23 protein-coding genes and 2 pseudogenes are annotated in these 22,866 nt (G+C 73.8%); 19 read left to right on the forward strand and 6 right to left on the reverse strand.

Annotated elements, in window-relative coordinates; all coding sequences use genetic code 11:
* Positions 1-586 precede the first annotated feature (586 nt).
* Together NMK34_RS18940 and NMK34_RS18945 are read right to left on the reverse strand one after the other, a co-directional pair.
* Positions 587-1,603 (reverse strand): cupin-like domain-containing protein, encoded by a 1,017-nt coding sequence (locus NMK34_RS18940; protein ID WP_318334563.1) that lies wholly within the window; start codon positions 1,601-1,603, stop codon positions 587-589.
* On the reverse strand, positions 1,600-1,779 hold the full coding sequence (locus NMK34_RS18945; protein ID WP_318334564.1) for a hypothetical protein: 180 nt from the start codon (positions 1,777-1,779) through the stop codon (positions 1,600-1,602). Before NMK34_RS18945 ends, NMK34_RS18940 begins: the two co-directional genes overlap by 4 nt.
* A 279-nt stretch (positions 1,780-2,058) precedes the next feature.
* Between NMK34_RS18945 and NMK34_RS18950 the strand changes: the two genes are divergently transcribed.
* The 13 genes and pseudogenes from NMK34_RS18950 (at position 2,059) to NMK34_RS19010 (ending at position 11,309) form a co-directional block, all read left to right on the forward strand.
* On the forward strand, positions 2,059-4,014 hold the full coding sequence (locus NMK34_RS18950) for a sensor histidine kinase (protein WP_318334565.1): 1,956 nt from the start codon (positions 2,059-2,061) through the stop codon (positions 4,012-4,014).
* Complete coding sequence (locus NMK34_RS18955; RefSeq protein WP_318334566.1) at positions 4,011-4,688, forward strand: response regulator transcription factor; 678 nt, start codon at positions 4,011-4,013, stop codon at positions 4,686-4,688. The genes NMK34_RS18950 and NMK34_RS18955 overlap by 4 nt, the downstream gene beginning before the upstream one ends.
* Positions 4,689-5,104: 416 nt before the next feature.
* Positions 5,105-5,401 carry a DUF1540 domain-containing protein gene (locus tag NMK34_RS18960; RefSeq protein ID WP_135240735.1) on the forward strand — a complete coding sequence of 99 codons (297 nt, stop codon included), beginning with the start codon at positions 5,105-5,107 and terminating at the stop codon, positions 5,399-5,401.
* 152 nt (positions 5,402-5,553) lie between these two features.
* On the forward strand, positions 5,554-6,330 hold the full coding sequence (locus NMK34_RS18965) for a DUF2470 domain-containing protein (protein ID WP_318334567.1): 777 nt from the start codon (positions 5,554-5,556) through the stop codon (positions 6,328-6,330).
* A gap of 50 nt (positions 6,331-6,380) precedes the next feature.
* Positions 6,381-6,629: pseudogene (locus tag NMK34_RS18970) on the forward strand (transposase); the annotation flags it as partial.
* A pseudogene (locus NMK34_RS18975) lies at positions 6,627-6,749 on the forward strand (IS5/IS1182 family transposase); the annotation flags it as partial. The pseudogenes NMK34_RS18970 and NMK34_RS18975, both read left to right, overlap by 3 nt.
* 51 nt (positions 6,750-6,800) lie before the next feature.
* A complete protein-coding gene (locus NMK34_RS18980) occupies positions 6,801-7,073 on the forward strand; it encodes a hypothetical protein (RefSeq protein ID WP_318334568.1) in 273 nt (90 codons plus the stop codon).
* Positions 7,074-7,100: 27 nt separating this feature from the next.
* Positions 7,101-7,966 (forward strand): IS5 family transposase gene (locus NMK34_RS18985; RefSeq protein WP_318336375.1). Its coding sequence is split into 2 segments (ribosomal slippage): positions 7,101-7,440 and positions 7,440-7,966, totalling 867 coding nucleotides; the frame shifts between segments, so codons are not numbered across the junction.
* A gap of 124 nt (positions 7,967-8,090) precedes the next feature.
* Positions 8,091-8,474: a metalloregulator ArsR/SmtB family transcription factor gene (locus NMK34_RS18990; protein ID WP_318334569.1), complete on the forward strand. Its 384-nt coding sequence runs from the start codon at positions 8,091-8,093 to the stop codon at positions 8,472-8,474.
* An 84-nt stretch (positions 8,475-8,558) separates the two neighbouring features.
* Positions 8,559-9,644, forward strand: coding sequence for an ACR3 family arsenite efflux transporter (gene arsB, locus NMK34_RS18995; protein ID WP_318334570.1), 1,086 nt, complete (start codon positions 8,559-8,561; stop codon positions 9,642-9,644).
* A gap of 58 nt (positions 9,645-9,702) precedes the next feature.
* Positions 9,703-10,110 (forward strand): arsenate reductase ArsC, encoded by a 408-nt coding sequence (locus NMK34_RS19000; protein ID WP_318334571.1) that lies wholly within the window; start codon positions 9,703-9,705, stop codon positions 10,108-10,110.
* A gap of 96 nt (positions 10,111-10,206) precedes the next feature.
* Entirely contained in the window at positions 10,207-10,569 is a 363-nt protein-coding gene (locus NMK34_RS19005) for an ArsR/SmtB family transcription factor (protein WP_135240741.1), read from the forward strand.
* Between the two features lie 65 nt (positions 10,570-10,634).
* The gene (locus NMK34_RS19010; protein ID WP_318334572.1) at positions 10,635-11,309 is read left to right on the forward strand and encodes a pyridoxamine 5'-phosphate oxidase family protein; all 675 of its coding nucleotides are present in this window, start codon (positions 10,635-10,637) and stop codon (positions 11,307-11,309) included.
* Between the two features lie 17 nt (positions 11,310-11,326).
* Here NMK34_RS19010 and NMK34_RS19015 read toward each other — a convergent pair whose 3' ends face one another.
* Positions 11,327-12,235, reverse strand: a complete 909-nt coding sequence (locus tag NMK34_RS19015; protein ID WP_318334573.1) for an NB-ARC domain-containing protein — start codon at positions 12,233-12,235, stop codon at positions 11,327-11,329.
* 312 nt (positions 12,236-12,547) lie between these two features.
* On the opposite strand from NMK34_RS19015, the gene NMK34_RS19020 reads away from it, so the two are divergent.
* The 6 genes from NMK34_RS19020 to NMK34_RS19045 are packed head-to-tail and all read left to right on the forward strand — an operon-like array spanning position 12,548 to position 17,657.
* Positions 12,548-12,946 (forward strand): cupin domain-containing protein, encoded by a 399-nt coding sequence (locus tag NMK34_RS19020; protein WP_318334574.1) that lies wholly within the window; start codon positions 12,548-12,550, stop codon positions 12,944-12,946.
* Positions 12,939-14,300, forward strand: coding sequence for a class I tRNA ligase family protein (locus NMK34_RS19025; RefSeq protein ID WP_318334575.1), 1,362 nt, complete (start codon positions 12,939-12,941; stop codon positions 14,298-14,300). Before NMK34_RS19020 ends, NMK34_RS19025 begins: the two co-directional genes overlap by 8 nt.
* Positions 14,293-15,336 (forward strand): FAD-binding oxidoreductase, encoded by a 1,044-nt coding sequence (locus NMK34_RS19030; RefSeq protein WP_318334576.1) that lies wholly within the window; start codon positions 14,293-14,295, stop codon positions 15,334-15,336. Before NMK34_RS19025 ends, NMK34_RS19030 begins: the two co-directional genes overlap by 8 nt.
* On the forward strand, positions 15,336-16,595 hold the full coding sequence (locus NMK34_RS19035; protein ID WP_318334577.1) for a lysine N(6)-hydroxylase/L-ornithine N(5)-oxygenase family protein: 1,260 nt from the start codon (positions 15,336-15,338) through the stop codon (positions 16,593-16,595). The genes NMK34_RS19030 and NMK34_RS19035 overlap by 1 nt, the downstream gene beginning before the upstream one ends.
* Complete coding sequence (locus tag NMK34_RS19040; protein ID WP_318334578.1) at positions 16,586-16,975, forward strand: hypothetical protein; 390 nt, start codon at positions 16,586-16,588, stop codon at positions 16,973-16,975. Before NMK34_RS19035 ends, NMK34_RS19040 begins: the two co-directional genes overlap by 10 nt.
* Entirely contained in the window at positions 16,968-17,657 is a 690-nt protein-coding gene (locus NMK34_RS19045) for a LysE family translocator (protein WP_318334579.1), read from the forward strand. Before NMK34_RS19040 ends, NMK34_RS19045 begins: the two co-directional genes overlap by 8 nt.
* A 59-nt stretch (positions 17,658-17,716) precedes the next feature.
* On the opposite strand, the gene NMK34_RS19050 is transcribed toward NMK34_RS19045, so the two are convergent.
* From NMK34_RS19050 to NMK34_RS19060, 3 genes are read right to left on the reverse strand one after another with little or no spacing between them, the layout of a single operon-like run.
* Positions 17,717-19,240 carry a class I SAM-dependent methyltransferase gene (locus NMK34_RS19050; RefSeq protein ID WP_318334580.1) on the reverse strand — a complete coding sequence of 508 codons (1,524 nt, stop codon included), beginning with the start codon at positions 19,238-19,240 and terminating at the stop codon, positions 17,717-17,719.
* A 34-nt stretch (positions 19,241-19,274) separates the two neighbouring features.
* On the reverse strand, positions 19,275-21,065 hold the full coding sequence (locus NMK34_RS19055; protein ID WP_318334581.1) for an ABC transporter ATP-binding protein: 1,791 nt from the start codon (positions 21,063-21,065) through the stop codon (positions 19,275-19,277).
* The gene (locus NMK34_RS19060; RefSeq protein WP_318334582.1) at positions 21,062-22,783 is read right to left on the reverse strand and encodes an ABC transporter ATP-binding protein; all 1,722 of its coding nucleotides are present in this window, start codon (positions 22,781-22,783) and stop codon (positions 21,062-21,064) included. The genes NMK34_RS19055 and NMK34_RS19060 overlap by 4 nt, the downstream gene beginning before the upstream one ends.
* Positions 22,784-22,866 lie beyond the last annotated feature (83 nt).

The raw sequence follows: 22,866 nt of genomic DNA on the forward strand, positions 1-22,866 counted from the left end.
TGGCAAGGCGGAAAACGGTCGCATGCACGACCCATTCCACCGCTCGCGTTGATCAGGTGTAGGGCCTGGCTGGACGCCACCCCCCCGTAGCCGTATGTCGGATTTGATCCCGCTACGACCACAAACGAGAGATCACAGAATCACTCCCAAGCGACCTTTACGATCCTTAAGTTCGTCTCCGGACGCAGATCCCCCGACACCTCCGGACGGACTCATTCTGCAACGCCGTCCGACGCTCTCGCAAACCCCATCCTGTCGGGAAGCCGATGATCGATGGACGACAACTCGACGTGGATCTTTTGGAACGGACGTCCATTCAGGGACGCCTTTTCCCGCATCGCCGCAGATGGCGGCGGGGGCGAGCGCCCGGGCGTCGTGGCCTCCCCGGAGCACCGCCGCGCCGGGCAACCCGGCGAAAAAATTCTTCGCGTACGGTTGCCCGGACGGCGGTGGTGGACATGAACGGCGGACGGGCACGCGCCCGTCGTACCACGCGCACCTCCCCCGGACGGTGTACCCGGCCGACCGGCCGGACGACCGCGCCGGCGGTGCCGGACCGGCCACTGTGGCCGCAGTGTGACGCTCGCTACACGGCCTCGGCACCGGCCGCCGGCGGCGTGGCCATCCGATGGTTGCGGCCGGGCACCCGGAAGTGGTGGAACGTGACAGTGGCGCTGACGTCCAGCGCGTGCACCCAGTGCCACCAGCCGACCGGCACCAGCAGCATCTGCCCCGGTTCGAGCACCGTCTCCAGCACCGTCGCCTCGGCGTACCGGGGATGCCGGTCGAGGTCCGGTCGCGCCGCGTCCACCGCGCTGAACGTCCCGCCGCGGGGATAGACCAGATGCCGCTGGTACGACGGCACCAGCCGGACGTGCTTGCGCCCGAGCACCTGGCAGAGCAGCACGGTGCTGTTGTCCACGTGCAACGGCGTCACGGTGCCGGCCGGCCCCAGCAGCAGGTGCCCGCCACCGGACGGGTCGACGAGGTGCGCCGGCGGCCGCACGTCGGCGGCGAGCGCCCGCAGCGCGCCGTTCCAGTTCTCGTTGCGCGGCACCATGTAGTAGTCGTTCGTCCGCGCGCCGGAGTCCAGCAACGCCACGTAGTCCGCGAACGGCATGGTGGTGCGGTGCCTGTCGTACTGCCAGGCGTGATCGGGGTTCGCCTCGCGGCCGGTCATCACCTCGACGACCGCGTCCGGGCACCTGCTGGCCATCCGGGCCGGTGTCCAGTCCCGCGCGGGCCAGTCCTCCATCAGGCCGTCGAGCACGACCGGCCGGTTGCCGTAGTAGTAGCGGGCGAAGAACTCCTCGGCGCCGGGATCGGACCGGCGTTCCAGGACGCGGCCCCCGTCGTCCTCGCGCAGCACGCGGTAGGTGTCCAGTACCGACTCCATCCAGTCGTAGCGCAGCGCGAGCCGCCGGCACACGGCGAAGTACGGGTGGCCGGCGAGCGCCGCCAGCTCCGCGTCGACGGCGTCGGCGTCCGCGCCGGCGGCGACGGCCGCCGCGCGGGCCTGCCCGGCGGCGACGCCCATCGCCAGGTTCTCGGCGAGCCACTCCCGCCAGGCGGGGAGCAGGCCCGGCGCGGCGGCCACCGTCACCGGGTGACCTCGACGGGCGGAGCGGCCGGCGCGGCCGGGCGGAGCGACAGCACCACGGCGTCGCCGCGGACGTCGGCGGGCGGCGGCGTGAGCCGGGGCGCGCGGGTGTACTCCGAGCAGTTGACGTAGGAGTTCTTGACGTGGGCCGGGATGTGGTCCGGCGTGGTGTCGGTCATGCCCGGCAGTCAACCGGCGCGGCGTCCCGGCCCGCCAGGGACGCCGATCCCGTCCGGCCCGGGACGCCGTCGCCGCACCGCACGGCCGATCCCGCCGTCCCGGCCGGACCGGGACATCCGCCCCTGGCCGCCGGGACGCCGCCGCCCGCAGGGTGACGGCGGCGGGCCGCGCCGGCGCGGGAACGGTACGGCGGGCCCGCGTACCGCCCGGCCCGCCACCCGGCTCACGCCGTTCAGGTGGTCCCCCGACGCCTCCCGGCCTGACACAGTGGACCCGACATGCGTGACGACCTCCTCACTCCGCGTCGAACGGCCTGGGCCGTCCTCACCGCCACCGGCGTGCTCACGCTCGGCGCGGTCGCCGGCTGGGCGGTGGCGACTCCCCCGTTCACCGCCGGTCAGCTCTACTCGCTCGTCGACCTGCTCGACGGCGTCGTCTACGGCGCGGCCGCCTGGCTGATCCTGAGCCGCCGGCGCAGCGGCAGCCGGCTTCCGGGGTGGATCGCCGGCGCGGCGGCGCTCGGCGGCGCGCTCGCCGCGTGCTGCGCGCAGTGGCAGCTCGCCGTCGGCGGGCCGCCGCTGCTGACCGCCCTGCACCAGTGGGCCTGGGTGCCCGGCCTCTACTCGCTCGTCGTGGTCATGCCCTGGCTGCTGCCGGAGCGGCCGCCCGGACGGCTCGACCGGATCGCGGTCGCGGCCGGCCTGGGGTACGTGGCGCTGACGGTGGCCGTCCTCGCCACCGCGCCGCCACCGGTGGGGGTGGTGCCGCTGACACCGGAACTACGCGACGCCCGCGCCGCGCTGCTGCGACAGTTGTCCCCCGTCCTGCCGTACGCGCTGGTCGGGCTCGGCGCGCTCGCCGCCGCCGGGGTCGCGTGGCGGTGGCGGCGCGGGGAGCCCGCGCGGCGCAACGGCCTCGGCTGGGTGACCGCGGGCAGCGCGTTACTCACCCTGGCCTTCCTGGCCACGCTCCTGCCGCCGGCGGTGGTGCCGCCGGCCGCGCCCGCGCTGCTGATGCTCGCCTCCCAGGCGTTCTTCCCCGCCGCGGTTGCGGTGGTGGTGCTGCGCCAGCAGTTGTGGGGCCTGCGGCTGGCCGTCCGGCGAACCCTGGTCTGGTACCTGATGACCGCGACGGTGATCGCCGCCTACTGCGCGGCGGTCGCCGTGTCCGACCGGCTGCTGCCGCACGCCGCGCCGCTGCCGCAACTGCTGGTCACCGGCGTGATCGCGGCGGCCTTCCAGCCGGTCCGCGCGCTCGTGCAGCGACGGGTGGACAGGCTCGTGCACGGCGAGCCGCCCGAACTCCTGCTGCACCGGGTGGTGCGCAGCGGCGGCAGCACGACCGACATCGGCGCGGCGGTCGCCACCGCGCTGCGGCTGGCCGACGTACGGATCACCGAGGACGGGCCGCAGCCGCCGCCGCACGAGGGCGGTCCGCCGGTCACCGTGCCGCTGACCCGCGGCGACCGGCTGGTCGGCCACCTGCACGCCTGGCCCCGGCCCGGCGAGCTGCTGGACGACCGGGCCGGGGAGGCGCTCGCCGTCCTCGCCCCGGTGGTCGCCGCGATGGTGGACCTCGCCGGCACGAACCGGGACCTGGCCCGGTCGCGGCAACGGCTGGCGGAGGTACGCGACGAGGAGCGCCGCTCGCTGCGCCGGGATCTGCACGACGGCCTCGGACCGGCGCTCAGCGGCATCGGGCTGGGCCTGGCCGCCACCCGCAACCTGCTGCGCCGCGACCCGGACCGGGCCGAGGAGCTGCTGGACCGGCTGACCGAGGAGCTGACCGCACGGGCGGCGGAGGTACGGGAGCTGGCGCACGGGCTGCTGCCGCCGGTGCTGGCCGACGGCGGCCTGCGTCCCGCCCTGGACCTGCTGCGCACCCAGTACGCGCGGGCCGGGCTGCGGATCGTGATGCGCGCCCCCGCCACGCTGGACCCGCTGCCGGAGCCGGTCGCCACCGCCGCGTACGGCGTCACCGCCGAGGCGGTGCGCAACGTGCACCGGCACGCCGGGGTGGACACCTGCACGGTGTCGCTGGACCGGCGACCGGACCTGCTCCGGGTCACCGTCACCGACGCGGGCCGGGGCGTGGCCGCCGGGCCGGTCCGCCCCGGCGTGGGCCTGCACGCCATGCGGGAGCGGGCGCAGGCGGTCGGCGCGACGCTGACCGTCGGGCCGGCGCCCTCCCGTGGCACCACCGTCTGCCTGACCGTCCCCCTGGAGTGCCGGTGACCGATCACCCGATCCGCGTCGTCGTGGTGGACGACCACCCGGTCTTCCGGCTCGGCATGAGCGCGCTGCTGGACACCCTCGACGGCATCGAGTGCGTCGGCGAGGCCGCCGACGCGTCCGAGGCCCGGGTGCTTGTCGACAGCACCAGGCCGGACGTGGTGCTGATGGACCTCCATCTCGGGCCGGGGTCCGGGATCGAGGCCACCCGGGCGTTGAGCCGTGACCACCCGGAGGTCCGGGTGCTGGTGGTGACCATGCTCAACGACGACGCCTCACTCGTCGCCGCGGTACGCGCCGGAGCGCGTGGATACGTGCTCAAGGGGGCCTCGGCCGCGGACGTGGAGCGCGGCATCCGGGGTGTGGCCGGCGGCGACCTGGTCCTCGGCGGCCCGCTCGCCGACCGCGCCGCCGCTCTGCTGGGCGCCCGCGCCGACGGCCCGTTCCCGGAACTGACCGACCGGGAACGCGAGGTGCTCGGCCTGCTCGCCCGGGGCCTGTCGAACCCGCTCATCGCGCACCGGCTCGGGCTGAGCGCCAAGACCGTACGGAACAACGTCTCCGCCATTCTGGTCAAACTCCGTCTCGGCAGCCGCGCCGAGGCGATAGCCCGGGCGCGCGACCACGGAATGGGTAATCCGAACGCCGCCGAACTGCCGCCGTCCCCGGCCCGCTGAGCGGCACTGCCGATTCCGATTCCGGCGCCCGGGATCGATTCCGACACGGCCGGCGGAGACGATTCCCGCCCGCTGTTCCGGGTGACGGCCCCGGCACCGGCCGGTCGGCGTCATGGCTGCTCACCGGCGCTGCGCCGGCCGCCCCGCCGCGCCGGGAGCGGGCGGAGAAAGACGCCTCCCCGCGTGCAAAGAAAGCCTTCCCTAACCAAGGTGAGGCTCATCTTCGCTGGACCGGGACTCGGCGCGGAAACGGCGGCTTACGGCCGCCAGCCCCGCATTCCGTTGTTAAGGTGAGCGTGATCCTCAGTGGCGGCGGACGGGTTTGAGGACCGGGCCGCCCGGCAAATACCAGACGGCATTCGAGCACCACGAGGCCGGCCGTTCGTGTCCGCCGGCCCGCATGACTTGGAGGCACCATGAAGACCCTGTTGCAGTCTCCGCCGGTACGTGAATGCGCCGCCACCGCGTGCAGCTTCAACGACAACGGCTGTCACGCTCCCGCGATCACCGTGGCGGCGTCCGCCGACGCGGCCTCCTGCGCGACGTTCGTCGAGTCCTCGCTCAGCGGCGGGATCGCCGAGGTCACCGGCGCGGTGGGCGCCTGCGCGCGGGCCGAGTGCGTGTACAACACCAACCTCGCCTGCACCGCCGAGTCGATCACGGTCGGCCCGGGTGCCACGGTCAGCGACTGCCTGACCTACCAGCCCGCCTGACGAACCGGACACCACGCCCGTACGGGTCACGACGGTCACCGTCGTGACCCGTACGGCATGTGCGGCACCCGACCCGCCGTTGCACAGGTAAGCCTTACCTACTACCGTCTGACCTGGGCCGACTTCACCCCTTCCCGGCCGAGGAGACAGACATGGCGTTGCACCCCGCCGGGCGCCCGGCCCCGTCGGCCGGCGTCGCCCCGGTCACCGCCCGGCCGTCGGCGCTCCCCTCCACGCCCCGCGACGCCGTCTCCGCCCGGTGCGTGCTGAGCGCCGCCTCCTCGGTGCGGCTGACGCTCGGCGACACCACCGCCGACCTCCTCTCCGCCCACGCCGTCCTCCCCGACGGCACGATCGTGCTCGCGGTCGACGCGATGAGCCGCACCGGCGGCCTGCTGGTGGCCGCGCGCGGCCACAGCGGTGCGGTACGTCTCGACGTGACCCACCTCGCCCCGGTCGCCGTACGCTCGCGGGTGCGCGCCCGGCTGCGGATCGTCGGTACCGCCCGCCGCTTCGACCCGGCCGCACTCGACGCCTGCGACCCGGCCACCGTGATGTCGCTGCTCGACCTGCCGCCGGTGGCGCTGTGGGCGATCGCGCCGGACGAGATCGTCCTCGACCGGGCCGCCGGGCCCGTCGCGGTGGACCCCGGCACGTACCGGGCCGCCCGCCCGGACCCGATCGCCGTCGACGAGGCCGCCCACCTCGCGCACCTGGCCCGCTGCCACAGCGATCTCCTGGAGCGGCTCGGCACGCTCGTCGACGGGGGCGCCGGCGCGACGCGGATCGTCCCGGTCGCGCTCGACGCCGAGGGCATCGTGCTGCGCGCGGAGCGGCCGGACGGTCACGCCGACACCCGGTTGTCCTTCGCTCACCCGGTCACCGCCGGCGCCGGCCTCGCCGAGGCGCTGCGGACGCTCGTCGCCTAGGGCGTGTCCTGCCGATCTTGTAGTGGTTGATCGTTGACGATGTGTCGGTGGTGCGTCGTGGTGAACTGACCGATGAGGCGTGGGCGGTGATCGCGCCGCTGCTACCGGAGCCGGGCGGTGCTCGTGGGCGGTGGCGGGATCACCGTCAGGTGATCAACGGGATTTTGTGGAAGCTGCGCACGGGTGCGCCGTGGCGTGACCTGCCCGAACGTTTCGGACCGTGGAAGACCTGCCACGAGCGCCTGCGTCGGTGGAGCGCCGACGGGACATGGGGTCGGATCCTCTCGGCGGCGCAGATCGCCACCCTCAAGACCTGGAAAATCCTGGTCAAGCTGCGCTGCTGCCCACGCCGAGCGACCGCGATCGTGCAGGCCATCCTCGTCCTGCACCGCGTCGAAGCCGACCGCCACGCAGGATGAAAATGGCTCAATCTGCTCGACCTGGCTGTCTACAAGATCAGCGTGTCCCGGGTGCTTGGTGACTACGGCACCGCTGTCGACTACGCTCGGCAGGTCGACCCGGCCCGGATCGTCATGCCGGAGCGCCGAGCTCGCTACTGGGAAGACACAGCGCTGGCACTACACGGCCGCGGGCGCCCACAGGCGACATTCCAGGCGCTGCTTGCTGCCGAGCGAGACACCCCGCAGGAGGTTCGCTACCGGCCATGGGCGCAGCAACTCACAACCGAACTACTCAACCGCGACAGCCGCAACCTGCTAGGGCGTGTCCTGCCGATCTTGTAGTGGTTGATCGTTGACGATGTGTCGGTGGTGCGTCGTGGTGAACTGACCGATGAGGCGTGGGCGGTGATCGCGCCGCTGCTACCGGAGCCGGGCGGTGCTCGTGGGCGGTGGCGGGATCACCGTCAGGTGATCAACGGGATTTTGTGGAAGCTGCGCACGGGTGCGCCGTGGCGTGACCTGCCCGAACGTTTCGGACCGTGGAAGACCTGCCACGAGCGCCTGCGTCGGTGGAGCGCCGACGGGACATGGGGTCGGATCCTCTCGGCGGCGCAGGTGTACGACGACGGCACACCGGTGCAGTGGACGATCAGCATCGACTCGTCGATCGTGCGGGCGCATCAGCATGCCGCTGGCGCCCGCAAAAAAGGGGCTCCCCGACAAGTGCGGCGACGCCTGGTACGCAAGATGGCGAGGCCATCGGCCGATCACGCGGAGGACTGAGCACGAAAATCCACCTCGCTGTCGACGGACGCGGCCGGCCGTTGTCGATCCTGCTCACCCCGGGCCAGGCCGGCGACAACCCCCAGCTTCTCGCCCTGCTCGATGCGATCCGCGTCAACGAGCCCGGACCGGGCCGGCCCCGCAAGCGCCCTGACGTGCTGATCGCGGACAAGGGCTACGCCCATGACTCCACCCGTCGAGCCCTGCGCCAACGCGGGATCCGGCACGTCATCCCCGAACGCGCCGACCAGATCGCCCGCCGCGCCGCCAAGGGCAGTACCGGCGGGCGACCACCCGCCTTCGACAAGGCGATCTACCGCAAACGCAACGTCGTAGAACGCTGCTTCAACCGACTCAAGCAATGGCGTGACCTGGCCACCCGCTACGCCAAACGCGCATCCCTCTACCGAGCCAGTCTGATCCTCATCGCCGCTGTCATCTGGCTTCCATGATCGACAGGACAGGCCCTAGCCCGTGGTGACGCCGGCCCGGGCCGCCGCCTCCCGAGACACCTTGTCTTGATGCCTGTCTAAGCAGAGACTTGCGCGCTGATTAGATGGGTGTCAACCTAGAGACATGCCGAAGCAACAGGCGCCGATCCCCCTCGTCGACCTCAGCGCCGACGGGCCGTGCTGCCCCTCGCTGGCGCAGCGCCGGGTCCCCGCCGAGACGGCGGCGGTGCTCGCGCCCGCGTTCAAGGCCCTCGGCGATCCGGTACGGCTGCAGCTGATGTCGATGATCGCCTCCGCCGAGGGCGGCGAGGTGTGCGTGTGCGACCTGACGCCGGCGTTCGACCTGACCGGGCCGACGATCTCCCACCATCTCAGGACGCTGCGGGAGGCGGGCCTGGTGGACGCCGAGCGGCGGGGCACCTGGGTCTACTACCGCGCGCGGCCGCAGATCCTGCGCCAGCTCGCCGGCCTGCTGTCGATCGAGCCGGCCGCCGCGGCGCAGCGGTAGGCCGCACGCCACACCCCCACGGGAAGGCGGTCCGATCACCGCCGAGCCCCGTTGCCGCCACACCGACACCCCACTGGAGCGTCCATGAGCACCGCCACCAGAGCCGACCATGCCCCGCCGGTGGTGGCACGCCTGTCGCGCCTCGACCGGTTCCTGCCGGTCTGGATCGGCCTGGCCATGGTCGCCGGTCTGCTGCTCGGCCGGATCGTCCCCGGCCTGGACGACGCTCTCGGCGCCGTCGAGGTCGGTGGCATCTCCCTGCCCATCGCCCTCGGCCTGCTGATCATGATGTATCCGGTCCTGGCCAAGGTCCGCTACGACCGCCTCGACACCGTCACCGGTGACCGGCGCCTCCTGGTCTCGTCGCTGATCCTCAACTGGGTCGTCGGTCCCGCCGTCATGTTCGCCCTGGCCTGGGTGTTCCTGGCCGACCAGCCGGAGTACCGCACCGGGCTGATCATCGTCGGCCTGGCCCGCTGCATCGCGATGGTCATCATCTGGAACGACCTGGCCTGCGGCGACCGGGAGGCGGCGGCGGTCCTCGTCGCCGTCAACTCGGTGTTCCAGGTCGTCGCCTTCGGCCTGCTCGGCTGGTTCTACCTGTCGGTGCTGCCGGGCTGGCTGGGTCTGGACGGCGCGGCGCTGGAGGTCTCCGGCTGGGACATCGCCGGTAACGTACTCGTCTTCCTCGGCATCCCCCTGCTCGCCGGCTACCTCTCCCGCCGCCTCGGCGAGCGCACCAGGGGCCGCGACTGGTACGAGCGGCGGTTCCTGCCCAGGGTCGGGCCCGTCGCCCTGTACGGACTGCTGTTCACCATCGTCGTGCTGTTCGCCCTGCAGGGCGAGGCCATCACCGACCGGCCGGCCGACGTGGCCCGCATCGCCCTGCCGCTGCTGGCCTACTTCGCCCTCATGTGGGCCGGCTCCTACCTGCTCGGCCGGGCCATCGGCCTGAACTACGAACGCACCACCACCCTGGCGTTCACCGCGGCGGGCAACAACTTCGAACTGGCCATCGCGGTCGCGATCGGCACCTTCGGGATCGCCTCCGGCCAGGCTCTCGCCGGCGTCGTCGGCCCGCTGATCGAGGTTCCGGTCCTCGTCGGCCTGGTCTACGTGTCGCTGTGGGCCCGCGCCCGCCTGTTCCCCGCGCCGGGAACCCGGCCGTGAGACGCCCCGACCGCGCTGCGGCACGCCGCGCGGCGACCACCCGGATCAGGGAGACCCGATGAGCGACAAGCCCAGTGTCCTGTTCGTCTGCGTGCACAACGCCGGCCGTTCCCAGATGGCCGCCGGGTGGCTGCGCCACCTCGCCGGCGACACCGTCGAGGTGCGTTCCGCCGGCAGCGCGCCCGCCGGCCAGGTCAACCCGGCCGCCGTCGAGGCCATGCGGGAGGTCGGCATCGACATCACCGGCCAGACCCCCAGGCTCCTGGAGTACGAGACGGCGGAGTCCTCGGACGTCATCGTCACCATGGGCTGCGGTGACGCCTGCCCCGTCTTCCCGGGCAAGCGGTACGAGGACTGGAAGCTCGACGACCCCGCGGGCAAGGGCGTCGACGCGGTACGCCCCATCCGGGACGAGATCCGCACCCGGGTGGAACGGCTGCTCGCCGAACTGCACCCCACCGCCTGACATCCGCCCTCTCGGTCGCCCGCCGGAGTGGCAACCGACGATGGTCCGGTCCTGATTGCACCGGCGGGCGGCCGCCGCAGGTGCAACGATGCAAGCGTGGGAACTGCGAAGACTGCCACCCCTGCCATCTCGCCGCTCACCGGCGAGCCGATCAAGCGTGCCGACGCCGAACGCCTCGCGGGCGTCCTGAAGGCGTTGGCCGACCCGGCCCGGCTGCGCCTGCTCAGCCTGATCCAGTCCGCGCCGGAGGGCGAGGCGTCCGTCAGCGACCTCACCGCGCCGCTCGGTCTCTCCCAGCCGACCGTCAGCCATCACCTCCGGATCCTCACCGAGGCCGGTCTGATCGAGCGGGAGAAGCGGGGTGTGTGGGCGTACTACCGTCTGGTGCCGTCCGCGATCTCGGCGATCGCCGAGTTGCTGACGCCGCCTCGTAAACGGCCGACGAAGAAGGTCCGCTGAGCAGTCCCCCCTTGAGGTGCGCGGCCCGAGCCGGTAGAAACGGCGGGGCCGACAGGAGGTCAGTCATGGCCGACACCGACGGGTTGTTGTCCGCGACGCCGCGTACGACGCTGCGCCGGATGAAGGAGAAGGGGCACCGCGACCGCGCCGCCCTGTTCGACGTGCTCCGGGCCGCCTCCGTCTGCCATCTCGGCGTGCTCGTCGACGGCGGTCCGATGGTGGTACCGACCGTCTACGGCTTCGACGACAGGCACCTCTACCTGCACGGCTCGGTGGCCAGCCGGAGCCTCACCACCGACGCCGAGGTCTGCGTGACGGTCACCGTGGTCGACGGGCTGGTCCTGGCGCGCTCGGTGTTCGAGCACGGGATCAACTACCGCAGCGCGATGGTCTACGGCCGGCCCCGGTGGGTGACCGACGCCGAGGAGAAGGTGTACGGCCTGCGGCTGCTGACCGAGCACGTCGCCCCCGGCCAGTGGGACCACGCCCGCCGGCCGAACCGGCGGGAACTGGCGGCCACCGCGCTGCTGGCGCTTCCGCTGGCGGAGGCGTCGGTCAAGACGCGCAGCGGACCGCCGGACGACGGCGACAGCCCGGACGCCGCCCTCGGGCTCTGGGCCGGCGAGCTGCCGCTTGTCGCGCGCTGGGAGCAGCCGGTGACCGACCCGGCGCTGCCGCCGGCGACGCCGGTGCCGGCGCACGTCGCGGCGCGTGCCGGCACCCGCGCCGACCAGGGCTGACGGGCGGCCCTCCGTCCCTACCGGAGCTGGCGGGCCACCTCCGCCAGCGGCAGCCGGGGCTGGACGGCCGCGCGGGCGGCCACCACGGCGAGCGCCCGGGGCACACCGGCGCAGTGCGCGATGATCTCCCGTACCGCCGCGCGCTCGGCGGTGAGGCGACGCTCGCCGAGGCGGGCCGCCAGCAGGTCCCACGCCTCGCCGGCGGCCAGTTCGTCGACCACGACCGGGCACGCGGCCTCGCCGACGACCAGGCCGGTGAGGCGGTTCCGGCTGGTCACGACCACCATGCAGCCGGGTACGCCGGGCAGCAGCGGCCGCACCTGGTCGTCGTCGCGGGCGTCGTCGAGCACGATGAGCATCCGGCGTCCGGCGAGCGCGCTGCGGTAGAGCCCGGTGCGCGCCGCCGGTCCGCACGGGATCCCGCCGGGTACGTCGAGCGCCTCGATCAGGCCGCCGAGCGCCTCGGCCGGCGCCACCGCAGGCCGTACCGGGTCGCTGCCGCCGAGCTGGACGTGCAGTACCCCGTCGGCGAACCGGGCCGCCGACCGGTGCGCCCAGCGCAGCGCCAGCGCCGTCTTGCCGATCCCGGACCGGCCGGACAGGACGCACACCACCACGCTCGACATCCGCCGCGGCCCGCCGTCGAGCAGCCGGTCGAGTTGCCGCAGTTGTGCCGACCGGCCGGTGAAGCCGGGGATCTCCAGCGGCAGCTGCATGGGACGGATCCGGGCCGCGACCGCCGGGTGGGCGGGCAGGCCGAGGACCTCGCGGAGCAGCCGGACGGTCGCGGGCCGCGGACGGGTCACCCGCGACGACTCCAGGTTGCGGATGCTCCGGACGCTCAGTCCGGTGCGGGCGGCCAACTCCTCCTGTGTCAGGTTGGCCATTCGCCGTGCGGTAGCGATCTCATGACCCAACGTATCCATGTAGCCGATCACAGCGTCGTCTCCGTACCGGTTCTGGTGGATTCATGACGGTGGACCACCGAAGCCGCGGCCGCTGAGCGGGCAGTCAGCAGCGACATTGCCGGTGATCTGCCGGTGAAGCTCCTGTTGGCCAGACGAGGTTAAGTCCACAGTGGGTCCGACGCTATCGACCGGAGTCGAATCGACAGTCGACGAGACGGTCCTTCCCGGCATCGGTGCAGCGTCGCAGAAGCAGCACTTCCGGTCACTCTCCGCAAACCTCAGATCCGTCCGGCGCGGGCCCGGAGGGCAGCGCCGACCAGGAGGACGAACATGCGAAGGTACGTCAGCGACACCGCCGAACTCACCGACGAGTACGGCATCCGGATCGGCCGCTGGACGCAGTACCGCGATCTCGGCCCGTTGCCGTTCGACGCCATGTGGTGCGTGATCCCGCCCGGTGGCAGCAGCAGCGAGGACGTCCACCCGGAGGTCGAGTTCGCCGTGGTGACCCGCGGCACGGCCATCTACGAGGCGGGCGGCGAGAAGGTCGAGGTGCCGACCGGCGGCGTGATCCTGCTCGAACCCGAGCAGAGCCACGTCATCCACAACCCCTCGCCGGAGCAGCCGCTCACCATCCTCAGCATCTACTGGATGCCCCGGCCCGGCGAGGCGGCGCAGCCCGGCGACTCGGCGCAGCCCGTTGCGGACGCCGGGGCCGGCCGTGACTGAGGCCGCCTCCTCCGGCGCGGTGCTGGTGGTGACGCCGCCACCGACGCCGAACGGGCCGCTGCACCTCGGGCACCTCAGCGGCCCGTACGTCGCCGGGGACATCGCGGCCCGCGCGCTGCGCGCCGCCGGCCGGCGGGTGGTGACCCAGTGCGGGCTGGACGCGCACCAGAACTACGTGCTCGCCCGGGCGGAGGCGCGGGGCGAGACGCCCGCGGACACCGTCGCCCGCTACGGCTCGTCGATCCACGCCGCGCTGCGCGCCGCGCGCATCCGGTACGACGTGATGGCCGACCCGCTTGCCGACGCCGGCTACCGCCGGGCGGTGGCGCGCCTGCTCACCGACCTGGTGGAGGCGAAGGTGGTGGAGGTCGCCCCGGTGTCGCTTCGCGCGTGCGCGGCCTGCCGCCGGACCCTGCACCACGTCCGGGTCGCCGGGCGCTGCCCGGCCTGCGGCGCCGGCGCGAACGGCGGCACCTGCGAGGGCTGCGGCGGGTTCTGCACCGCCGCGAACCTGGCCGCCGCGCGCTCGACCTGCTGCGACGCGGCACCCGAACCGGTCACGCACACGGTCCCGGTGCTGCGGCTCGACGAGCACCGACAGCGGCTGGCCGAGTTCTGGTCCCGGGCGGTGCTGCCGCCCCGCCTGCGGCGTCTCGTCGCCTCGTACCTCGACGGCGGGCTGCCGGAGGTGCCGCTGGCGTACCCGACGGACTGGGGCGTCGAGTGGGACGACGGCCTGCGCATCGACGTCTGGGCGGAGATGGCCCTGGCCAACCTGGTGCTGCCCGCCCGCCACCTGCGGCCGGACGCGGACACGCTGGCCGGGTACCTGGACGCGTGGCGGGACGTGGACGAGCAGTGGATCTTCCTCGGGGTCGACAACGCGTTCTACTACGCGCTGCTCATCCCGGCCCTGCACCTGGCCGCCGGGCTGCCCGACCGGCCGACCGGGCTGGTGGTGAACGAGTTCTACCGGCTCACCGGCGCCAAGTTCTCCACCAGCCGCGAGCACGCAATCTGGGCGCACGAGTTCCTGGCCACCGAGGATCCGGCGGTGGTCCGGGCGTTCCTGAGCTGGGACCGGCCGGACAGCTACGAGTCGGACTTCCGGCCGGAGGCGTACGAGGCGTTCGCCGCCCGGTACGCCGCGACAGTGGCCGGCACCACCGCCGGCCTGGACGGCGTGCTCGCCGACACCGAACTGACGCGCGGCGAGCAGGCGCTGCGGCCGGAACACTTCGACCCGGCCACCGCGGTCCGGGCGGCGCTGGCCGCGTACCCCGGTGCGCCGGAGCGGGCGGCCCGCCTGCTCGGCGTCGTCGGCGGCGCGGAACCGGCGGGTTCGGATGGGTGAGCCGTGCGTGCTCGTCGTCGGCGCGGGCATCAGCGGCGTCCTGCTCGCGCGGCGGCTGCGGGACGCGGGCGCCGACGCGGTCCTGATCGGCCCGCACGACGGCGGTCCGGACGGGCGGCCCGCCGACGCGACTGCCGCGTCCGGCGGGCTGGTGCGGGCCTTCGAGCCCGATCCGGCCGCCCGGTCCCTCGCCGCCGCGAGCCTCGCCGAACTGCTGGCCGATCCGTCCCTCGCGACAGCGGCCGGGTGGCGGCGGACCGGCTCGCTCTACCTGCTCGACGCCGGGGCGACGGCCGGCGTGGACGGCGCCGAGGTGCTCACCCGGGACGAGGTCACCGACCGGTTCGGTTTCGCCGGACTCCCGGACGGCACGGTGGGGATCTGGGAGGACCGGGCCGGCTACCTGGACCCGGACCGGCTGCGCCGGGCCGTCCTGCGTGGCCTCGGCCGGACCGAGACCACACCGGTGGCCCGCCTCGACGACCGCGTGGTCGAGCTGCGCGACGGCCGCCGGCTCACCGGCGACCTCGTCGTCGTGGCCGCCGGGGCCTGGACCCCGCGCCTGCTGCGCGCCGCCGGGCTGCCGGCCTCGCTGCGCACCAAGCACATCCAGTACGCCCACCACGTCACCGGCCGCGCCGAGCTGCCGTGCTTCGTGGACGAGACCAGCGGCCTCTACGGCCGGCCGGCCGGTCCCGGGCGGGTGCTGCTCGGACTGCCCAGCGACAGGTGGGACGTCGACCCGCCGTCCCCCGAGCCGGACGCCGCGCTGGTGGCACGGGTCCTGACCGTGGCGGCTCGGCGGCTGCCCGGCCTGGACCCGCGACCGGCCGGACCGCCGGTGAGCGCCGCCGACTGCTACAGCGAGCCCGCCGGCCTGGCCCTGCGCCACGTGTCCGGCGCGGTGCACACCTTCACCGGCGGCAGCGGCGGCGCCGCCAAGACCGTCCTGGCCGCCAGCCGGCTCGCCGCCACCGCCCTGCTGAACACCCGAACCGCGATCCCTGTCCCCCACGGCCAGACAGAGGAAGACTGATGACGCAGACCTTTCACACAGTGGGAATCGGCGCCGGGCCGGCGAACCTGAGCCTCGCGGCGATGTACGACACCCTCGCGCCGCACGACATCGCGCTGTTCGAGGCCCGCGACCGGCCGGGCTGGCACGACGGGATGCTGCACAGCGGCGTCCGCATGCAGACCGGCTGGGTCAAGGACCTGGTCTCGCTCTACGACCCGACCCACCCGCTGTCGTTCCTCAACTACCTGGTCACCACCGGCCGGGTATACGCCCTGCTGGGCGCCGGGTTCGACACCATCCCCCGGATCGAGTACCAGCAGTACCTGGTGTGGGCGGCGGGCCGGCTGCCGCGCATCACGTACGGCACCCGCGTGGACCGGGTCGAGTTCGACGGCGCGCTGGTCAGCCGCAGCGGCGGTACGGCCCTCGCCCGCTCCCGGCACCTGGTGCTCGGCAGCGGAACCGTCCCCTTCGTACCGGAGTTCCTGGACGCCCTCGACCCGCGCCACCTGTTCGTCGCCGACGAGCTGCACCGGCGCCTCGCCTCGGTGCCGGACGAGCCGGACCTGCCGTGGATCGTGATCGGCAGCGGCCAGACCAGCGCGGAGTGCGTCGCGGCGCTGCTCGCCCGCGGGTGCCGCGACATCAGGTGGATCGGGCGGCGGTCGTGGTTCGCCCCGCTGGAGGACTCCCCGTCGGCGAACGACCTGTACCGGCCCGCCTACCAGGAGGCGTTCCTCACCCTGTCCCGGGACGTGCGGGAACGCCTCGTCTCCGGTCAGATCCTGACCAGCGACGGCATCTCCCCGGGCACGTTGCGCGGCGTCTACCAGCACAACTACGAGGAGCGGCTGCGCACCGGCCGGTTCCCGGTGACGATCATGCCGAGCCGTACCGTCACCGGCGCCCGGCAGCTCGACGGGGAGGTCGAGCTGGAGTGCCTGACGGCCGGCAGCGGCGAGGAGCGGCACCGGGCGGTGAACCTCGTCGTCGCGGCGGGACGCCGGCAGGCGCCACTGCCCTTCGACCCCGAGCTGACCGCGCTGATCGACCTGGACGAGCGCGGCGAGCCGGTCATCGAGTCGGACTACTCGATCCGCTGGAAGCACGCCGACGACCACAAGATCTTCGTGCTGAACCGGGGGCGTTACGTCCAGGGGCTCGTCGACTCCAACCTGAGCATCCTGCCGATCCGCAGCGCGATGATCCTCAACTCGATCGCCGGCCGCACGGTCTGCCGGTTCCGCGACGACTACCTGAGCACCCGATGGGCGTGAGCGCGATGACGTCGTTCGACTACGACGACCGGATCTTCGTCTCCGTCGACCACGCCGGTGACGCCGATCCGCTGCGGGGCCACTACCACCAGCGCGGCGACCTGGTCTGGGCGGAGATCTCCGGCGGTCCGGTACGGCACGGCCGGCTCGCCGGCACCTGCGACGCGCAGGGCGTGGTGCGTTTCGCGTACGTGGAGGTGCTCACCGACGGCAGCATCGTGGTCGGCGAGTGCGAGTCGCGGCCCGAGCGGCTGCCGGACGGCCGGATCCGGCTGCGCGAGCAGTGGCGCCGGCACGGGCCGCGCCGCGACAGCGGCGTCTCCGTCATCGAGGAGGCCGCACCGGCCCGGGCAGAGGCGAGGGGCAAGCAGCATGTCTGACATCCAGATCGTCGGCTTCGTCGCGGCGAGCCTGCTCATCATCATCGTGCCGGGCGTCGACTTCGCCCTGGTCACCCGGCAGACCGTGCGGTACGGGCGGCGGGCCGGATTCGTGGTGCTGGCCGGGCTGTTCGCCGCCGCGCTGGTGCACGCCTCGCTCGCCACCGCCGGCCTGTCCGCCCTGCTGGTGTCCTCGCCGGCGCTCTACACGGTGCTGCGGGTCGCCGGTGCGCTGTACCTGCTCTACCTGGGCGGCACCATTCTCTGGGCCACCCGGCCCCGCCGGACCGCCCCGGTGGCGCAGCCGGTCCCGGTCGGCGCGGGCGGGGCCGGCACAGAGGCCGCCGCGCCGGTCCGGGACATCCCGGCCGCCGACGAGCCGCACGTGGCCCGGCGCTCGTTCGTCATGGGCGTCACCAGCCAGCTGCTGAACGTCAAGGTGGTCGTCTTCTACGTCTCGTTCGTGCCGCAGTTCGTCAAGCCCGGCGACGGCGCGGCGGCCCGCACGGGGGTGCTGGCCGCCACGTTCATCGGCCTCGCCGTGCTCTGGTGGGCCTGCTACATCCTGCTCATCGACCGGTTGCAGCCGTGGCTGACCCGGCCGTCGGTGCTGCTGGTGATCGAACGGCTGACCGGGCTGATCCTGATCGTCCTGGCGGTACGGATCGCGCTGAGCCACTGACCCGCATCACGGCGCCCGCCGGCCCGGCCGTCCAGCCGGTCCGGCGGGCGCTCGTGCTGTCAGGCGTTGCGCGGGCGGTGGGCGACGGTGAGGACGTGGGTGGTCGGCCAGTCCAGCGGCCGGCCGTCCAGGTCGGTCAGGGACGCGACGGGCGCGATCCGGTTCTCGATCACCCAGTCGTTGCGGACCGGCGCCGACGCGGGGCCGATCTCGAAACCGGCCTCGGTGAGCAGTTCCGACCAGTCGGCGAAGCTCAGGCCGCAGAACTGCTCCTTCGTCTCCGACAGCCAGTTGTCGGTGTAGTCCTTGCGGGTCAGGTAGTCCATCGCCGCGCCCAGGCCGAGACGGACCGCGCCGTCGGCCAGCGGCTCGTACGCGAAGCCGAACGCGAAGTCCACGGCGAACTGGTCGAGCCGGGCCCGCGTCGACAGTCCGGAGACGTACCGCCGGACCTCGGCCGAGGACAGGTCGGCGAGATCCCGGCGCGGTGAGGCGGGATTGTCCCCGTCGTCGCCGGTCAGCCGCAGGATCACCGGCCGGTCGGGCTCGTCCGGCCCGCACACGTCGCTGTTGATCCAGACGCCGCCGGGCACCGTGTGGTCGTGGATGCGGCGGGCGAACTGGAGCAGCGACTCCCGCTGCCGCCCGTACGACCAGATCTCGTGGGTCAGCGCGAAGGTGAGCGTGGTGTCGACCGAGCGGTCCTTGAACACCGCGCCGCCGAGGACGTTGCGGTGGAAGAAGTAGACGTTGGCGTTGCGGAACACGCCCTGCGCCTTCTTGTGCAGGCACTCCTGATAGAGGTGGCGGGCCACCTCCACGCCGATCAGGTCGCTCTCCCGCAGCGCGGACTCCCGGTCGGCCAGTTCCAGGACGGCACCCGCGCCGCAGCCGATGTCCACGATGCGGCCGGGCTGCACGTACCGGCGCACCGAGTCCCACTTGCGGTGCGCGGCCGAGGCGAACGCCTCCACGTAGGTGCGGTAGTCGCGGGTGACGGTGAGGCCGCCCTCGTCGCCGACCAGCGGGTCGTTCACCACCGACCGGATCGCCTCGACCAGGCGGTAGCGCTCGAACACGTCGATCGTCGCCGGATGGGTGAGCGTCCGCCAGCTCTCGTCGCCGACGGCCAGGCGCAGCAGCACGTCCCACGGCCGTTCCGGCGTCTCGGGCAGGTCCGGGTCGGCCTCGACCTGCGCGATCGCGAAGCCGAGCCGCTCGTACAGCTTCGCGACCTCCGGCGTGGAGCAGGCCACCACCGTGTCGGCGGGGGTGAGTTCGAGCCCGGTGGCCACCGCGATGCTCTTGAGCGTGACCTCGGCGAACGCGTCGGTGTACGCGGTGTCGAAGATCGGCACGGCCAGCGAGCGCAACCCGGTCAGCACGCTGAACCGCTCGATCGCGGCCTCCCGCCTGTGGTACGCGACGGGGTTGCGCCTGGTGTTCTCGTGGTTGGCCGACGTCACCGCCCAGACCACTGTGGCCTCGTCGCCGGCGAGCCGGCTCAGGTAGTCGGCCTGGAACCGGGTCAGCAGGTGGTGCCGCCCCGGGAAGAGCACGAAGCGGGTCGGCAGGTCGGTCATGGTCACCTCGCCTGGGCTGTGGAGCGGTCGGTGATCATACCGGGACGCGCCAGGAACGCCAGAGATGGCCGTACCGGCCGTCGGCGGCGAGCAGTTCCTCGTGCGTGCCCTGCTCCACGATCCGGCCGTGGTCGAGCACGACGATCCGGTCCGCGCTCACCGCCTGGCTGAGCCGGTGCGCCACGATCAGCGTGGTCCGTCCCTGCGTGGCCGCGAGGGCCGCCCGGTCCAGGTCACGGGCCCCGGCGCTGCCCGCCTCGGCGGTCGCCTCGTCGAGCACGGCGACGGCGGGCGCGGTGAGCACCAGCCGGGCCAGGGCGACCTGCTGGGCCTGCGCGGCGGTGAGCCGGTGGCCGCCCTCGCCCACCGGCGTCGCCAGCCCGTCCGGCAGGGCACGCAGCCAGGTGGTGGCGCCGACCCGCTCCAGCGCGTCGAGCAGCTCGGCGTCGGTCGCCTCCGGGGCGGCCAGGCGCAGGTCCTCGGCCAGCGGGCCGGCGAAGACGTGCACCTCCTGGCTGACCAGTGCCACGTCCCGCCGGGAGGTGGCCTCGCCCGTCCCGGTCAGCGGCGCGCCGTCGAGGCGTACCGATCCGTCGGTGGGCGCGATGATCCCGGCGGCGATGCCGGCGAGCGTGCTCTTGCCGGCGCCGCTGGCGCCGACCAGCGCGACCCGCTCCCCCGGTGCCAGGCGCAGCTCGACGTCGGCGAGCACCGGCGGCCCGTCGTCGTAGTGGTGCCGGCGCACCGTGACGTCCAGCGCGGCCGGGCCGCGCGGGCCGGCGGGCGGGGTGGCCGGGCCGGAGGCGGTGGCCGGGCCGGTGCCGGGCAGGTTCGCCACGCCGACCAGCCGGGCGAGGCTCGCGCCGGCCTGCAGCACCGAGTCGGACTCCATCAGCAGCAGGCCGATCGGGTTGAACAGCCGGTGGAAGTAGAGCGCGGCGGTGGTGGCCGCGCCGACGGTGACCAGGTCGTCGCGGACCAGGAGGAAGCCGGCGACGAGCACGGCGGCCAGGCCGAGGAACTCCGACCTGTTGATCCGCAGCCCGAAGCGGGTGTGCAGGTTGAAGATCTCCAGCGACAGGTCGCGGGCCAGGCCGGACCGCTCGGCGATCGCCGCCACGTGGGCGTCCTCGGTCCGGTACGCGCGCACCGTCGCCGCGCCGCGCAGCGCACCGGCCATCGCCTGCGTCCGCTCACCGGTGGCGACCCGCTCGCGGGCGTAGTACGGCATCGAGCGCCGCAGGTACCAGCGCAGCGCCAGCGCGTACGCGGGCGCTGCGACCAGCCCGGCGAGGCCGAGCCGCCAGTCCAGCGCGACCAGCCCGAACACGGTGAGCACGACGGACAGCAGCGCGCCGACGAACGCCGGGCCGCTCACCGCGATCACGTTCGTCACCACCGCCACGTCGTCGCCGACGCGGGCCAGCAGGTCGCCGGTGCCGGCCCGTTCCAGCGTCGCGGACGGCAGGTGCAGCGCCCGGTCGAGGACGCGCTCGCGCAGCCGGGCCAGCACCGTCTCGCCGAGCCGGGACGCCAGCGCGGCGCCGAGCGCGGTGAGCAGGCCGGTGAGCACGGCAGCGGCGGCGATGACCGCCACCCGGCCGGCGATCCGGGAGGGCGGGGCGTCGGCGATGACGTCGTCCACCAGACGGCCGAGCACCCAGGGTGCGACCAGTCCACCGGTGGCGGCGGCGACGAGCACGGTCGCCGCGGCGGCGCTGAGGCCGGGCCGGTCGCGGAACCGGGCGACGAGCGTGGTCCAGGTCTGGCGGGCGGACGCGACAGGCAGCAACGTCCGGCCGGGGGTACGCGGTTCGGCGGTCACCGCAGCGTCTCCTCGCGGTAGCGGGGGTCCTCGGCGAGCAGGCGCTCATGTGGTCCCTCGGCGGCCACCCGGCCGTCGGCGATCACCACCACCCGGTCGGTGATGCGCAGCAGGGCCGGGCTGCTGGTGATCAGCAGCGTGCCCCGGGGCGCCGCCCGGCGCGCTTCGGCCAGCCCGTCGGCGAGCTGCGCCTCGGTGGCCGCGTCGACGGCGGTGGTGGGGTCGTGCAGCACCAGCACGGGCGGGTCGGCGTGCAGCGCCCGGGCCAGCCCGAGCCGCTGGCGCTGTCCACCGGAGAGGTTCGCGCCCCGCTCGACGAGCCGGTGGTCCAGGCCGCCGGGGTGCGCGTCCACCACGTCCTGGGCGGCGGCCGCCCGGACGGCGGCGTGCAGCCGCGCCTGATCGGTACGGGCGCCGGCGGCGAGGTTCGCCGCCACTGTGCCCTCGAACAGCGTCACGTCGTGCGGCTCGACGAGCACGGTGCCCCGCAGCGCGTCGACGTGCAGGTCGTCGGCGGGCACGCCGTCGACCTGCACCGTGCCCCGGCGCGCGTCCGGCGGCACCCGCCCGGACAGCAGCGCCACCAGCGCCTCGGCGTCGGCCGGGTCGTACGCGAGCACACCGACCACCTCGCCGGGGCCGACGCGCAGGTTCACCCCGTCCAGTCCGGCGTGCCCGACGTCGTCGAGGGCGAGCCGGGGCCCGTCCGGGTGGGCCGGGGCGGGCGTGTCGCCGGGCCGGGTGAGCGGCTCGACGCCGAGCACGCGCGCCACCCGGGCGGCGGAGGCGCGGGCCATCGCGAACAGTTGCACGCAGTAGCCCATGGTCTGCACCGGCTCGGCGACGAACTGCGCGAGGCCGACCACTGTGACCAGCTCGCCGATGGTGAGCCGGCCGCGCAGGGCGAGCCAGCCCGCGACACCGGCGACCGCGGCGAGGAACAGGCCGTTGGCGGCGGTGGTGAGCCCGAGGTGCAGTCCCTTGGTGTTGGCGGCGCGCAGCGTCACGGCGAGCGCGTTGCGGCTGGCGGCGGCGTACCGGCCGGCGGCGTGGTGCTGGGCGCCGATGCCGCGCAGCACGCGCAGGCCGGAGACGAGGTCGACGGCGAGCGCCGTGGTCTCCGCGAGGGCCTCCTGCTGGGAGCTGCTGCGCCGGGACAGCAGCGGCGCCATCCGTTGCAGCACCAGCACGAGCACCGGTACGCCGACGAGCACGCCGAGCCCGAGCGGGATGTCGATGACCAGCAGCGCGGTCGCCGCGACGGTCAGCGCGGTCACCGCGGCGACACCGAACCCGGCGACCCGCACCACGTAGGCGGCGAGTTCGGCGTCGGAGGCGGCGACCGAGAGCAGTTCGCCGTCGCGCAGGCCGGACCGGTGCCCGCGCGGGTCGAGCGCGCGCTCGGCGATCTTCACCCGGAGCAGGTGCGCCTCCCGTTCGACGGCGGCGAACGCCTGGCGGGCGCCGTTGCGGTAGGCGAACGCGAGCACGGCGAACAGGGCGGCGAGGCCGGCGACCGAGTACGCGAGCGCCCAGGGGTCGCCGGTCACCACGGCGCGGTCGATGATGACGCCGATCGCCACCGGCACGAGCGCCTCGGCGACCTGGTGCAGGCCGAGCAGCGTCACGCCGATCAGCACCGGCCGTCGCTGGCGGCGCAACGCCTGACGCAGCACGTACCGGGCCGTGACGGCGCCGCCGGCGGGTTGCGGGGACACGAGGGGAGGCCTCCAGTGCTCGAAGTGAGGACAGCCTAACCTCAGCACGCGCGGTGACCGAGGCGGGTGGCACGGCTCACCAC

Source organism: Micromonospora sp. BRA006-A (assembly GCF_033433935.1).
Taxonomy (GTDB): Bacteria; Actinomycetota; Actinomycetes; order Mycobacteriales; family Micromonosporaceae; genus Micromonospora; species Micromonospora aurantiaca.

What these genes read in the sequence shown, in the direction of transcription:
- NMK34_RS18945 (WP_318334564.1), bottom strand. Translation starts at nt 1,779, where the DNA reads ATGACCGACACCACGCCGGACCACATCCCGGCCCACGTCAAGAACTCC.
- NMK34_RS18950 (WP_318334565.1), top strand. Translation starts at nt 2,059, where the DNA reads ATGCGTGACGACCTCCTCACTCCGCGTCGAACGGCCTGGGCCGTCCTC.
- NMK34_RS18960 (WP_135240735.1), top strand. Translation starts at nt 5,105, where the DNA reads ATGAAGACCCTGTTGCAGTCTCCGCCGGTACGTGAATGCGCCGCCACC.
- NMK34_RS18965 (WP_318334567.1), top strand. Translation starts at nt 5,554, where the DNA reads ATGGCGTTGCACCCCGCCGGGCGCCCGGCCCCGTCGGCCGGCGTCGCC.
- NMK34_RS18990 (WP_318334569.1), top strand. Translation starts at nt 8,091, where the DNA reads ATGCCGAAGCAACAGGCGCCGATCCCCCTCGTCGACCTCAGCGCCGAC.
- arsB (WP_318334570.1), top strand. Translation starts at nt 8,559, where the DNA reads ATGAGCACCGCCACCAGAGCCGACCATGCCCCGCCGGTGGTGGCACGC.
- NMK34_RS19000 (WP_318334571.1), top strand. Translation starts at nt 9,703, where the DNA reads ATGAGCGACAAGCCCAGTGTCCTGTTCGTCTGCGTGCACAACGCCGGC.
- NMK34_RS19010 (WP_318334572.1), top strand. Translation starts at nt 10,635, where the DNA reads ATGGCCGACACCGACGGGTTGTTGTCCGCGACGCCGCGTACGACGCTG.
- NMK34_RS19015 (WP_318334573.1), bottom strand. Translation starts at nt 12,235, where the DNA reads ATGGATACGTTGGGTCATGAGATCGCTACCGCACGGCGAATGGCCAAC.
- NMK34_RS19020 (WP_318334574.1), top strand. Translation starts at nt 12,548, where the DNA reads ATGCGAAGGTACGTCAGCGACACCGCCGAACTCACCGACGAGTACGGC.
- NMK34_RS19030 (WP_318334576.1), top strand. Translation starts at nt 14,293, where the DNA reads ATGGGTGAGCCGTGCGTGCTCGTCGTCGGCGCGGGCATCAGCGGCGTC.
- NMK34_RS19035 (WP_318334577.1), top strand. Translation starts at nt 15,336, where the DNA reads ATGACGCAGACCTTTCACACAGTGGGAATCGGCGCCGGGCCGGCGAAC.
- NMK34_RS19040 (WP_318334578.1), top strand. Translation starts at nt 16,586, where the DNA reads ATGGGCGTGAGCGCGATGACGTCGTTCGACTACGACGACCGGATCTTC.
- NMK34_RS19045 (WP_318334579.1), top strand. Translation starts at nt 16,968, where the DNA reads ATGTCTGACATCCAGATCGTCGGCTTCGTCGCGGCGAGCCTGCTCATC.
- NMK34_RS19050 (WP_318334580.1), bottom strand. Translation starts at nt 19,240, where the DNA reads ATGACCGACCTGCCGACCCGCTTCGTGCTCTTCCCGGGGCGGCACCAC.